Here is a 14,505-nt window from a genome sequence, read left to right on the forward strand (position 1 = left end):
ATAGCACTTGTTCATTGTGCCGTAAGGATGGAACGATCACTCAATTAGATGTGTTCGCTTTAGTTACGAGCAAAAGCAATAAATTCGGGGTAGCCGTTATAGGTGAAAACAGCAAGTTGATTTCTTGTCATTGCAACTGCGCCGCCCTCGTGCATCGGATCGGCAACAATATATTTGCCATCGGATGTTTTGCCAAGAATTGCGTTCCAGTGACCACCAGAACCACTACCTACTCTGTTAGGGAACTGTTGACGCCAGGCATTAGTTAAATTTCCAAAAGATATAACTGGTTTTTCTGCATTTAGACTGCGATCTAAAGCATCCCATCCTGTTAGCTGTTCTGCTATTCCGCCTGCCTTTTGGATACCCGCTTTGACTTGATCGAAATTAGTCCATACGTTGTCTTGATCTAGGACTGGAACACCTTGTTTTGTACCGTTAGAATAGCCGAACATTAGGTAACGAGCATAATCTATACTGGTTTCAGTGCTGATATTAGCTGGTTCACGACCTAGCGTTTTCATCACCATAGCTAAGCTGGCAGGGCCACAGTTAGTACTGCTATTAGGCCCATCGGGGTTATATTTTGAATTCCAGTATTGAAGTTTGAAGAAAGGATCAGCCTGTTGCGTGCTATTTGGCAATGTATTACCCGTACTATTGATGCCAGAAGACGTTCCAAATAAGCCTGGAACCAAAGTGACATAATTGCCATTCAATTCAGACATATTAGGCGCATCTTTTACTTTGACGAAGTTACTGTTAGAGTAGGTCAAAAATTCAACATCATTACTACCATTAACCCAATTACCTTTTTCTTGGCGAATGATGTCATCAGCGCCACCACCCGTTAAATCACCAACAATTAAATTGACATAATCGCCATTCATGACTGAAGCATTATTCATAGTAGTTATGGACTTAAAGCCCCAGGTTCCATTAGAAATACAGATTTCAGCATCCCGATTACCATCCCCCCAGGAACCTTTTTCTTGACGGATCAAGTCAGTGACGCGATCGCCATTAAAGTCTCCAGCAACTAAATTTACAAAATTGCCATTCATCGCACCCATATTAGGTAAATTTGCTTGGAATTTGAAGTTACCTTGAGAGAAGGTGTAGTATTGAACATCATTGTTACCATCTACCCAATTACCTTTTTCTTGTCGGATGATGTCATCAGCGCCGCCGCCAGTAAAATCACCGACAATCAGATTGACAAAATTGCCATTCATTGCGGAGGCATTATTCATTAAGACGGGATTTTTGAAAGTGCCATCACCATTTGATATGTAAATTTCAGCATCTCGATAACCATCTATCCAAGTACCTTTTTCTTGTCGGATAATATCTGTTTTGAAATCTCCGTTAAAGTCTCCCGCTACTAAATTTACAAAGTTACCATTCATCGCTGCCATATCAGTCATTTGGATTGGACTCTTAAAAGTTCCTTTTCCTGTGGCAAGATAAACTTGAGCATCGTTAACACCATTCACCCAACTACCTTTTTCTTGGCGGATAAAGTCAGTTAAACCATTCCCATCAAAGTCTCCGGTGATTAGGTTGACGAAATCACCGTTCATGGCATCCATATTAGGTAATCCTGTGGGCTGGTTAAAAGTCCAATCCCCTTTGGAGAGAACTACTTCAGCATCTCGCGATTTATCTACCCAAGAACCTCTTTCTTGGCGGATAATATCAATTACGCGATCGCCAGCAGCAAATGATTTTGCTTGTTCTATCTGAATATCCTTCCCATCGAAAGTAACAGTAGCCCTATCATCCTCAGCCTTTAGGGCTGCCAGTTCACTTGCACTAATATTCTTTCCTTGAACGACTCTGGCAAAAATATCTCCTTCATCACCAGCAGCATCTTTGATATTGATCTGCGAGTCTATGTAATGTCCGTTCTCTTCCAATAATACGCTGGCAATTGCTTCGGAATTATTAGCATTCTTAGCTACAAAATCACTTGCTAAATAAACAGTATTGGTTTCTTTTGCAAAAGCACCATTCGCTCCATTAATTACCACAGATGGTAAGATCTCTATTTGGGGAAGTTCGCTAAAATCTCCTTTAGCAAACTTTTCGACAATTTCCCTGGCTACCTTAGTATCAAAATTATCGCCAAAAGCCACATTCATTTTTGCATCAAAATCTGGGTCAGCTGCCAATCCCGTCAGAGCATCGCGAACTTTTTGCACGGCTTCCTGTACGATCGGTAAAAAGTGCAAATCGCTATTTGGTTCAGGTGAGATCGCGACACCCGTGAGAGAATCTACAGATAAACTCTCGGCTTGCTGGCAGCTGTTGCTACTGGTTTGTGTCACCACATCAGCGTTGAGAGATAGAAGCGATTTGTTAAGCAGGATAATGCTATCGTCGCCTCCAGCAGTTGGCAGTGCAGGGCTAATTTCCGCTTTACTTCCACCCCCCGCAATTAAATTTTTTAGCGCTGACTGGGGAGTAATACTGTCAATCGGTTCTAAATTACCAAAACCAGTACCAGAAGGATTAACGCAAGAGTCGAAAGGTTTAGCTACATCGGGCACAAAAGAATCAAACATGGTTTTCTCCGTCAATTTCTGTAAAAGGCTTGACTTGCTTCTGTTGGTTTAATTGGGGTAAGCCTTGAGTCAATATGCAGGTATGGAATTTTTAGCCTAGAAACCCAAACCTGCATAACCCCCCTCTTGTCAAGCCAATAAGTAAGTGTCACCCTTTAAGAGGGAGCCTCACCAGCCACTTTTCTCTAGCTGCTCGTTCAGCACCAGAGTCGGCTCGCCCTCCCTAAAGAAGGTGAGTTTCGTACTTAGTTACGCGAGTAACCTCAAGCCAATATCATCAGAAAAAGTAAAACCAGCATGAAAGTGCGCCAAGACATCGTTCAAAAATTTTCGACGTTTCTGAAGTTGGGGAACAGGGAAAGGTACCGCCAGTTTTTTTGGCAAACTGACCCCGAATTGGAACGTAACATCAAAAATCTGGAACAGTCAGATCCAAATGCTAAAGCCGAATTCTGGGCAAGACGTTTCTTGCAAGAGATGCAAAAAACATACCCAGCTAAACCCCACAGCGACTCCACTAAAGTACCTAATCAAATTCTTCCTAATTCCCTACCGGGAAGGCACTTATCAGCTTACTTACAAGATGTTTGCTTCTGGGCTGCTCAAAAACTTTGCCAAAGGTTACAGTTTATTAAGCACAAATACCCATTAGAAGAATGCTTTCAGATTGCCTGTTCGGTGGGTTATCAACCAGAAAAAGTTTTCCGTAACTTTAAATTCGACCATCCTAGTGCAAACACAGAGGTATTCGCCAAGGCTGTAATTTTTAGGATAATAAACAATCAGGTTTACGAAAGCGACTTAGAAGCCAAAAGAGGTAAATACTCCAATTATGGCCTTTTAAAAGATTTAACCAAGAAAGAATTAACCGAAGCGCTGGCAGCCCAAAGAAACCAACAGCTTAATATTGAACTTCATTGCTTAGCTTGGAAATGCTTTGATGAAATTTATCAGCCAAATCACTGGCGTGGTAGCCGGAGTATGGATGCTCCCGATCGAATACACTTGAACCAAATTGCCGATCGCTACAACCAACTCCTCGCTCATCCAGGTTCACCCGTTGACGCAACTAAAATTCAAGAAATGCTCGACACCTGTATTAAGGCAGCGCGGAATTATCGAACCCAACAGTTTCTTCCCCTAGAAGATTATACCAATACGCCTGCTCCCGCGTCTACAGCTTGGGATACTCTTGTTCGAGAAGAAGAATGGGATGAAATTCAGGTGCTAGTTTCCAGTGCCTTTCAAAAACTGCCTGTTCAGGGCCAAATGCTATTCAAACTATGGCTAGGGTTAAATCTAACCCAAACAAATATAGCTAATGTTCTCAAAAATAAGTATACAAGCCTAGAAACCCAGTATCAAGTTTCTCGGTTATTAAAAAGCCATACCAAAAATTTACTGAAAGACTTTGCTAAGGAATGGAATCAAATAAATCGAGATACCTTGCTCGCTGAAAAACAGCTTGAGCAACTTAAAAATTATCTGCATGATTGCCTACGAAAGCAGACTCAAGAAATATGGTATGGCTGTTTAGCAAAAATTCTCGTTCGGCGCAGTGATTTTGAGAAAACCATATTAAAATTACATTACGCAGAGAAATTATCCCTATCTCAAATAGCAAAAACCCTCGCGATTCCAACTTCAGAAATTGCTCCGCAAATAGCAAGTATCTACAGAGAGTTTCGACAAGCCTTTATTAACGAGATAGCCAGCTATTTGGATTTATTACCGGAGTCGCTGATGCCAGTTGAAGAAACTTTGGGTGGATTTATTGAAGAATGGCTGCAAAATACTGCTCAATTTTGATTAATTAAGGAGAAAAAAAATGACTTTTGTTTTTGATGATTTAGTGGAAATTTACCCCGACCAGCTATGGTTAGAGTTTTCATTAGAAGACCAGAAAAAGGCATGGCAGCAAACAGAAGAACAAGGATACTCTAACCAATCTGCGCGTTGGAATGCCTTCTTAAACCAACTTTGTCTCAATACCTTTATGACTTGGTTAAAAACTAATTCAGATCTAAAATCATCACCCCAAATATGGCCGCAAATGGCTGAATTGCCAACTTTTTGGGAAGTGGTAAATGGTACATCTATTTTATTGAATGAAACGCGATTGCTGCTAGTTCCCAGCGATAAAAGCAATCTCAAAGAATTTTCCATACCCCAAGAATGGGTTGATATTCCCGACTGGGTAGCTGACTATTATCTAGCGGTACAGTTACAATTGGAAGAACGTTGGATGCGGGTATGGGGATATGTTACCTCCGAACAAATTTGCAATGATGGAAATTACGACAAGCAGGATAGAACCTACACTTTGGATAGAGAGGATTTAATAGAAGACTTAAACGTATTATCAGTAAAGCAGGAGCTTTTTTCCCGTAAAAAGGTAAAAATTAGTCCTTTACCAACTTTGCCTCCAAACCAAACAGAAGCTTTACTCGCTCAACTAAGTCAGTCTAGTCCATATTCTCCTAGATTAAATATTCCCTTTGAACAGTGGGGTGCATTATTAGCTAATGAAAAAAATCGCCAGCAATTGTATCGACAGCGGCTAGGGGTTACACAGAAACATTCTACAGTAAATTTAGGTGATTGGTTACAGAATATCTTTCAGTCAAGTTGGCAGTCAGTTGATGCACTCCTAACTTCAGATTCAGGAAATTTAACTTTTAGCTTTCGACAAGCTAAAACCGCTGCTAGGGAAAGAGAAGTATCGGTTGAGGGTGTAAAATTAATTGATTTGGGCTTAGCTTTAGGAAATCGAACTGTTGCCTTGCTGGTTGGCTTGATACCGGAAGAAAAAGAAAAAGTGGGGATTCGAGTACAGGTGCATCCTACCTACCAAGAAACTTATTTACCGCCAAATCTAAAATTAACCTTGCTATCTCAAACAGGAGCAACTCTTCAGGAAATTCAATCCCGCACCCAAGATAACTACATTCAGCTAAAACGTTTTAAATGCCCGGTAGGAAAATCTTTTAGCATTGAAGTTAGCTTCAACGATGTGAGTATTCGGGAAAAGTTTGCTATTGAAACACTAGCAGAATAACGTTATGAATAAGTTAGTTATTTTGAATCTGGGAAAAGGCAATCTGCAAAACGGCTTCCCAGTTGTCGTTGCTCAACTGCGAGAAGCTGGCAATTCTAATCTAATTCAATTTACGGGGAATTTACCCGCCGCCCCAGAAATTATAGATAGCTACCGTCGCTGGCAATTACTTTATGAAATGCTTTATGAAGCTCGTTATAAAGGTGCAGCTTGGCGACAAAAAAGATTGACCGATGATGATATTGAAATTGATGATGCAGATGTAACTCACGTTTCTGATGCCGAATTTTTTTCAATCGGTCAACAATTACAAAACCGCATTGATAATTGGCTAGATTCTCAGGAATTTCGCCCTGTCGATCGCCAATTACGGATGCGATTAGCTATTTCCGATGAAATTCGAGTGGTGATTCAAACTGAAGACACCCAAGTACGGAAGCTTCCCTGGCATTTGTGGAATTTTTTTAAAGATTATCGGCAGGCAGAAGTTGCTTTAAGTACCTTAGATTTTGGCTTAGAAAAAAAACCATATCAAACAGCGACAGAAAAAGTGAGGGTTTTGGCAGTTTTAGGCGATCGCACTGGTATTGATATTGATACTGATACGCGATTACTGAAAAACTTACCTCATGCTGAAGTTGTATTTTTAGTAGAACCTCAACGCCAGGAATTAGACGAACAACTTTGGGATAGACAGGGGTGGGATATTCTTTTCTTTGCCGGACATAGTTCCAGTCAAACAGACGGCGAAACGGGTGAAATCTATATTAATTTTCAAGAAAGTTTAACAATTACGCAGTTAAAAAATGCTTTGACGAGAGCGATATCACGTCGATTGCAACTAGCTATTTTTAACTCTTGTGATGGTTTGGGATTAGGACGAGAACTGGCTTCTTTGCAGATCCCGCAAATGATTGTAATGCGAGAACCCGTACCAGATAAAGTAGCCCAGGAATTTTTAAAGTATTTTCTGACAGCGTTTTCTGCTGGAGATTCTTTTTATTTAGCGGTGAGGGAAGCAAGAGAAAGATTACAAGGGTTAGAAAGCGACTTTCCGGGTGCTAGTTGGTTACCAGTCGTAATTTGTCAGGATTTAGCAGCAGAACCACCTACTTGGGAAAAATTACGCATTAGCAAAAACGATCGCGAATTGCCGATCCCACCACCTCCTGTGCCAAAACCGAAATTACAAACAGTTTTTATGGTCAGTTGTATAATAACAAGCTTAGTGGTGGGAGTGCGATCGCTTGGATGGTTGCAATCATGGGAGTTGAATGCTTACGATCAAATGATGCGATTGCGATCTTTGCAAGAACCAGATGAACGGCTTTTGGTTGTCAGAGTAACTCAACAAGATCTGCAACAACTGCGTGAAGATCCACTGAGCGATCGCACAGTAGCCGCATTACTAGCGAAATTACAACAATATAAACCGATAGTCATTGGCTTAGACATTTATCGAGATAAGCCAGTAGGAAAGGGACAAATAGATCTGAAAAAACAACTGGAACATGGATATAACATAATTGCCGTTTGTAAAAGTGGAAGCGATGAAGAGCCTGAAAATTATGGCTATCAACCCCCGCCGGGAGTACCAGAAGAACGTTTAGGTTTTAGTGATTTTGTCCCAGATAAAGACGGTATTATACGTCGCCATCTATTCTATCTGACCCCAGAAACTTCATTTCCTTGTAAAGCAAGATACGCTTTGAGTACGCAACTAGCACTGACTTACCTTAAAACAAAGGGTATCCTACATGATGAAAAAGCCAATTTTTTAAAGTTTCGTGATGTTGTCTTTAAACCATTGGAAAAAAATACTGGCGTCTATCAGCAATCTGATAAATATACAGATATGTTGGGACATCAAATGATGCTCAATTATCGCCCATACCGTTATCTTGGGGATATTTCCCAACAGGTTACTCTTATGAAGGTTTTGAATGGTGATGTAAAACCGGAATTTATTAAAGATCGGATCGTGCTTATTGGTTATGATGACGATGCTTTCTCCACACCTTACCCTGCGATTGAACAACCAAATCAAAAAACTCCAGGCGTGTTTATTCACGCCCAAATGGTGAGCCAAATTATCAGTACAGTTTTAGATCGACGTTCTTTAATCATGTTTTTACACTCTTGGGGAGAAACCCTTTTTATCTGGAGTTCATCTATAGTCGGAGGTATCCTTGCTTGGCACTTCCGAAAACTTCTATTGTTAGGGTTAAGTGGAACAGTAGCACTGGGTATTTTATATTGTATTTGCTACATAATCTTCTTAATTCAAAGCTATTGGATGCCATTTGTACCTGCTGCTTTAGCCTTATTACTTACAGGTACGTTCGTAGTAACTTCGACAAAAATTAAATCAACTAAATTGGGAGGTCAGAAATGAGTTCTATCAAATTATTTTTTCAACGCCTAACACTTAGTTTAATTATTATTTTGTTGTCCTTTAACTTGACAAATTACTCCAAATCTGTGCAAGCACAACTTGATGGACAGAGAAATATTACTGCCAAGACCGAACAGCTTATCTTTGTTCAACCAGAATTGACCAATCGAGGAGCGCCCGGTCGTCGTACAGGGGGTGGCAGGCGTGGGGATAACCAGGCAAATCAATGTCCGTCTTTGAATGAAAATGATATCCTTATAACTGCCTTAGTGCCTGCTGTTAAACAAACTTCAGATAGGCAACAAGCAATTAGTAATTCAGTGCCTCTGCTAGATTTAGTAGGAGGATTAACAGTTGATAGTCGTCCAACTTTTTGGTTTTATATTAACTATAATTCCCGCCTTAACGCGGAATTTGTGCTACAGGAAAAGCAGGGTAGAGAGCTTAAAGGTATTTACAAAAAACTTTTAGAACTACCTGGGAAGAAAAGCTTTCTTAGTATCACTATTCCATCAGATCCGCAAATCCAACCTTTAGAAATAGGCAAAGATTATCGGTGGATATTTTCTATTATTTGCAATCCGAATGAACCGTCAGAAAATATTTTCGTAAACGGTGGTGTGCAACGAGTGACAAGTCCTACCGTTAGCGATCGCTTGGATACAACTAACCCGCGAGCGCTAATTACCTTTTATGCTAAAAATGGTATCTGGCATGAGGCTATAACTCTTTTGGGAAATCTCTATTTCAAAAACCCATCAGATAAGCAACTGGCTGCTGATTGGGCCGATCTCTTGAGGTCTGTTGGTTTGGATGAAATTGCTAAAGAATCGGTTGTGGAGCGCTATTCTCCAAAAAACTAAACAACTATAACCAATTACCCACCAAAATGTAGGAAGCCCAGTGTGCTGGTGCTTCATATCCGTACTTGGGATTTGTCAGTAGTTCCTTTTGTGCAAGACGCAAAGCTTCTACTTTATTAGGCACTTTTGGATTTCTTAAATTGTTATAGAATAATTCCATTAACTGGGCGCTAGACTGATCGTTTAAAAACCACAGCGACGCGATCGTGCTACGCGCCCCAGAACGTACTGCTATTCCAGCGAGCCCTAAAACAGATCTCTCATCTTCCGTCGCTGTTTGACAAGCACTCAAAACAAGTAATTCTATCGGTTCGGATCTGTTTTGGCTTTGGATTCGGAATATATCGCTTAACTCTTTGATATTGATACTTGTATCAAAGGCACGAATAAATGTTTTTTCAGGTTGGGAACTAAATTGCCCATGAGTTGCCAAGTGAACTACCGAAAAAGGACGCGAGTTGAGTAGGTTTTTAAAGTCGTCTCTGATGAACTTTTCATCACGCAGTTCTTTTGTGGAAACTAAATTTTTTATTGTATTCAACTCGATTCCAGCATATTCAAGACGATCCAATCCCGGTAGTTTTTTAGTAATTCCCGCACTCAAAGCTTCTAAACGTTCTTGACGAATATTTCGGGGGTTTTGTAATTCCAATCCTAAATTCAATGCAACAGCATATTTTTCTATCAAATATTCTTTACCGTCATATATTGCTGCCATTGGTATTTGTCGTAATTTGCCATCTTGTACGAATACCAAAGTTTTTACTTGCTTTGAATCTAAAGGTGTTTTTGGATATTTTTCAGCTGGTTCAATCAACCATTCATATAATTTTTGAGATAAAGATAGATATTCTTGGCTTTCCGACGCAGGATTTTGTATTTTTTGCCTTAGTTGTTCTATGTTACTTTTTACTTCTATCTGGTTAACATTACTTTCGTAGTAGAGCAAGTCATCTTGCTTAGGTAATTTGACAATAACTGCCAATCGTGTTGGTAAAATAATCGGATAAAGGATCGCGGCATTGTTTTCGTCAGCAACTTTGTCCAACTTTACCGATTTCTGATTCTGTAAGCTACACCCTAGAAAGTTTTCCAATTCAGCTACTTGCAGATCGGCAACCAACTGACGTGCTTTATCGAGATTATCCTGAATAGGTTGATCTCCTGATGATGGCAATAGTAATTCAACTAACTGTCGATAGATTGGTTCGACGCTTTTACGAAATAAAAATTCAATATCTGCATTAGCTAATAAATCTTGGCGGATAAACTTTAGATCTCCGACTGCTGCTTCATAAGCTGCGATCGCACCTTTGATATCTCTTTGCTTCTCAAGTAAATATCCTAACTGCCATTCCCAAAGGTAAGTAATTTCCCTAGCCTTAATAGCTTGAGCGATAATTAAAGCTTGCTCGGTAATTTCTTTACTATGATTAATATCTTGATTTTCTAAATACAACCCACCTAAATAGCCCAAAGCATAAGATTCTGCTTGTTTGTCTTCCAGGCTTCTTGCCTCTTGAACAGCCATCGCTAAAAATTGGGCAATCTCTTTCCACGATAAAGTATTAACTTGATTTGTTTGTTTCAAACAAGTTAAAGTTTTGGCATAATTAATTTTAGCATAAATTGCTGTTCTACTAGCTGGTAATTCCTTGAGTTCTGCCTTTATTTCGGGTAAAGCTTCCTGAATATTTGCCAAATTAGCTGTAGATAACGATACACTTAAGTAATTTAGCTTGGCTTGAAGGCGTGTAGTAGGGGAAACAGACTTAGTAGTAGCATCCTGATAAAAGTTGGCAGCGCGAGTGTAAAATAGCGCTGCTTCTTGGCTACTTCTATACGGGCAGTTTAAAGGTGTAATATTTGGTTTAATGGCGCTATCTTGCTGGGATAATATTTTATTGCCCTTGGAGCGTTCCATGTTACCCAAGCTGAGGAGAGTAGCACTTATTTCTGGTGGCGATTGTAATAATTGTGCTACTTCTAAACTTTTCTTTAAAACAATCTCAGATTTATCTAGATCGCCAATCACTTGCAGAACATCACCAAGACTGCGTAATAAACTGGCTTTTTCTAAAGAGTTCGGTTGTTGTTCAATAATTTTCTTCACATCTTCTAAAGTTTTTTCGGCTCGATTATAAAGCCCTATTGATTGCAGAGCTTGAGCAGTGTTTATTTGACTGCGTATTTTACCAGCATTATCGCTAATTTTTTCATAAATATTAACAGTTTCTTTCCAGGAGGTCAAAGCTTGTTCTGCTTGTCCTGTTTCTAACTGCAAACGTCCTTGAATATCGAGAGTTTGAGCCAAAACTTTCAATCTATTTGTAGAATCACCTAACTTTCGCTCAGCTTCTAATAAATTTAAACTTTCTGTAACATATTTTTCGGCTTTTTTCCATTCTCCAAGCTGCTGGTAAGCTAAAGAAAGATTACTAAAGATGGTAGCTTGCATTAGCCTATCTTGTTCGGCTGAAGAGTTTGATATTGCACGTAACAAAACCGTTACTGCATCATTGAAACGTCCACTTTCATACAAAGCCCTTCCTTGTTCAACCAGTTCTGGGATATTGGAAAAGCGGTTTTGGGCTTGAGCATTAAGCAGAAAATGAGGAAAAGTAATGTGTATTCCTGCACTCGCAATTACCACCAAAATATATAGTAAAATTTTTCTATGCCACTTAGCGCTTCTCTGAAAAATTAAATTTTTCATCATAAATATCCTTTTTAATCTGTGTTCATTTGTAGTAAGTTCGGATTTTGTAGGAAGCGATGGCAGGTTGCAATACTTTCTCCTGAATTATAAGGTACGGCTGTCGCAGGGCGCTCTGTCAAAACTACCTCACCTTTAGCATTAATTTCCCACCCTTGCGCTTCGACTATTCGGGTATATTTAGGAATCGTGAAATTAGCTGAAATTGAGCGATTTTCTCCTCTCGGAGGCAAAGTAACCCAATTAACCAGCACGGTATTACTGCGAAGTGCTTCACTGGGATTAGCAGGTAATCCGCCACTTCCGGTGATAATAAAACTACCTTCATCCGCCGGACATCCCCGCGCAATTTGTCGAGGGGGTTCAGGATTTGGTAATTGCACTAATCCTTGAGCGGGGTCAACATCCGGCGTGTTAATTTCCACCACGCCATTAAATTCAGGGCCAAGTTCAGAAGTAGCTGTAATATCACTTGTTATTTCCGAACCTTTTTCCCGGTATTGAGTACCAAATATTCCTTGTGTATTCACTGTTACTCGACCGCCAAAGCCGCGTGCAGCATTAGCGGTTATATCGCTATTTTCTAAAGCTACTATAGTATCAGTATCGATCGTGATGTTGCCACCAATAGAAGAGTTTGTATTAGTGGTAATGCTGCTTCCTCGACGCAGTTGAATATTGTTTGAGGTTAATTTTATATTGCCGAAATCACCTGAAGCTGTATCGGCATTAATAATTCCATTGTCCATAAAGATATTATCAGACCTAACGGTTAAGTTACCAGCAGCAGCAGTTCCAGACCCTAAAAAGCTGCTTACAGTTGCCTTAGCACCATCGCGGATAATCAAGCTTCCAGCCGTAACAGTCAAACTTCCTGCATCACCAGATGAATATTCTCGCGTCCGAGCAAACAAACCACTAGCAAATTCTCCATTAGTTCCTATTAGTTGCACTGAATCTAAAGCATCTATTGTGACACTCCCTCCAGAGCCTGTGCTAAAAGTAGAAGCAGCTACTTGTGCGCCATCGGTGAGAGTTAGATTTCTTGTATAAATCTGCAAATTTCCCCCATTTCCACCTGCATCTTTTTCACTTGTAGCTAATAAAGCACTTGGATATTCACCATCGAATGATATTCCTGACAATTCTATCGAATCAGTAGGATTATTTCCTCCTCCAATTCCCCGCACTATTAAATTGCCAGCTTGTCCTTTACCAAAAGTGGTAGCTGATATTTGTCCTCCATCTTGTAAAATTAATCTTTTGGTTTCTATGGTTAAATTTCCCCCGTTTCCTGTAGCTTCATAATCAGTAACTTGAGCAAATATACCACTAGCTAAAGAATCATTATTTCCCCTAATTTCTACTGAATCTGAAGCACGAATTAGCAAATTTCCGGCATTTCCTGCGCCACCAGTAGAGGTTGATATTTCCGCTCCATCTAAAACTCGCAAGTTGCCAGTAAGAATTGTTAAATTTCCACTTATTCCAGTAGTTCCAGGCTCAGACTGAGAATTTAAGTTGCTATTGATGAGTTGTACAAATTCCGAGGCATTAATTGTTAGATTACCAGCTGCACCAGCACCAGAAGTAGTTGTCGATACTGCGGCTCCGCCTTTGATGTTGAGTTGTCTAGTTTCAATACTTAACTCGCCTCCATTTCCTGTTGCTTCTGGCTTGACTTGAGAAAACAAGCCACCTACAAAGTTAGTTTCCTTTTCCCCGAATATATCAGCTACATTAACTAATTCTGTAGCGCGTATGGTTAGGTTTCCTGCATTTCCCTCCCTAAAAGCAAAAGTACCTATTTGCCCTCCCTCAACTGTTAATTTTCCGGTTTCAATCGTGATATTACTGCCATTTCCTTGAGCAAAGTTTTGACTGAGAAAACTGCTGCGAAATAATTCACCTCCCTTAGTAGGAGTAGCGTCAAGCAAATCTATAGATTCAGAAGCTTTAATAGTAAGAGAACCTCCTTGCTCTGTTCCTTCTGTTATCGCAAACATTGTGGAACCATTTTGTAATGATAGTTTTTGTGATTGCACTTGGATTTCGCCGTTGTTTCCACTGGCATCTAATGATGAGGCATTTAATAGTTGAATTGTTCCATAATTATTTGTTACCTGTTGGTTGTTAATTGTCAGCTTTTGATTACTGCTATCAACAGACACCTGACCATTAACTACAGACCATAGTTCAATTCTTCCTCCAATGGCAGTGAGATTTCCTCCTTCTAAAATCACATTACCGCCTACCAGTGCCAAAGTGGTACCTGGCTGAACTTTGAGGCCATCAGGTCTAGCATCGCGGATGATTTCTTCTCTATTTCCTTCTTCTAAATTTATTTCTAAATTGTGACGTCGCCCCATTACAGTAATCTGTCCTGGTGTTCCTTGGAATTGCAAGCCAATGGGTACGTTGACAGTTAATAAAGGTGGTGCTTGAGGATTTGTAGCACTGAATTGAGTACCATCTTTAAAAACAAAGCTATTAGCTGTACTGGCTAAAAACGAACCGCCGATATCTAGTTTTGCATTAGGGCCAAAGATTATACCATTTGGATTGAGCAAAAATAGATTGGCAGTACCGTTAGCTTTGATTAAGCCATAAATGTTGGAAATGGAGCTACCCGTTACCCTCGTGAAAATGTTCTGAATATCCAATCCATTATTGAAAAACGCCGTACCACCAGTGGGAACATTAAACTGCTCGAAGCTGTGAAACAAATTGTTTCCCGTTTGAGTTCCTCCCTCAATGCGGCTGGTATTGCCGTCGGGTATAGCGATCGAATTATTCGGAAGTGTAGCATCGGGAATAATTTGCGCCCACGTAGGACACACAGAAGTCAGGCAGTAAAGAGCAATACTGCCACTAAGCCCAAATCGGTAAATACCCTGTTTCATTAA

The 14,505-nt window shown here is 40.0% G+C and carries 7 protein-coding genes; 4 read left to right on the forward strand and 3 right to left on the reverse strand.

Annotated features, from left to right (window positions below):
* Positions 1 to 59: 59 nt before the first annotated feature.
* Entirely contained in the window at positions 60 to 2,567 is a 2,508-nt protein-coding gene (locus H6G03_RS05640; protein WP_190462929.1) for a C39 family peptidase, read from the reverse strand.
* A gap of 297 nt (positions 2,568 to 2,864) precedes the next feature.
* Here H6G03_RS05640 and H6G03_RS05645 point away from each other — a divergent pair, with 297 nt between their 5' ends.
* Genes H6G03_RS05645 through H6G03_RS05660 form a run of 4 tightly spaced genes read left to right on the forward strand, consistent with a single transcriptional unit; the run spans position 2,865 to position 8,883 of the window.
* Positions 2,865 to 4,376, forward strand: a complete 1,512-nt coding sequence (locus H6G03_RS05645; protein ID WP_190462931.1) for a sigma-70 family RNA polymerase sigma factor — start codon at positions 2,865 to 2,867, stop codon at positions 4,374 to 4,376.
* Between the two features lie 19 nt (positions 4,377 to 4,395).
* Positions 4,396 to 5,625 (forward strand): DUF1822 family protein, encoded by a 1,230-nt coding sequence (locus H6G03_RS05650; RefSeq protein WP_190462933.1) that lies wholly within the window; start codon positions 4,396 to 4,398, stop codon positions 5,623 to 5,625.
* Positions 5,626 to 5,629: 4 nt separating this feature from the next.
* Positions 5,630 to 8,020, forward strand: coding sequence for a CHASE2 domain-containing protein (locus tag H6G03_RS05655; RefSeq protein WP_190462934.1), 2,391 nt, complete (start codon positions 5,630 to 5,632; stop codon positions 8,018 to 8,020).
* The gene (locus H6G03_RS05660) at positions 8,017 to 8,883 is read left to right on the forward strand and encodes a DUF928 domain-containing protein (RefSeq protein WP_190462938.1); all 867 of its coding nucleotides are present in this window, start codon (positions 8,017 to 8,019) and stop codon (positions 8,881 to 8,883) included. The genes H6G03_RS05655 and H6G03_RS05660 overlap by 4 nt, the downstream gene beginning before the upstream one ends.
* Positions 8,884 to 8,887: 4 nt before the next feature.
* Here the strand turns inward: H6G03_RS05660 and H6G03_RS05665 are convergent, their stop codons facing one another.
* Together H6G03_RS05665 and H6G03_RS05670 are read right to left on the reverse strand one after the other, a co-directional pair.
* Positions 8,888 to 11,602: a CHAT domain-containing protein gene (locus H6G03_RS05665; RefSeq protein WP_190462940.1), complete on the reverse strand. Its 2,715-nt coding sequence runs from the start codon at positions 11,600 to 11,602 to the stop codon at positions 8,888 to 8,890.
* A gap of 11 nt (positions 11,603 to 11,613) precedes the next feature.
* Complete coding sequence (locus tag H6G03_RS05670) at positions 11,614 to 14,502, reverse strand: two-partner secretion domain-containing protein (protein WP_190462943.1); 2,889 nt, start codon at positions 14,500 to 14,502, stop codon at positions 11,614 to 11,616.
* Between the last annotated feature and the right edge of the window lie 3 nt (positions 14,503 to 14,505).

Source organism: Aerosakkonema funiforme FACHB-1375 (assembly GCF_014696265.1).
In the GTDB taxonomy this organism is placed as follows: domain Bacteria; phylum Cyanobacteriota; class Cyanobacteriia; order Cyanobacteriales; family Aerosakkonemataceae; genus Aerosakkonema; species Aerosakkonema funiforme_A.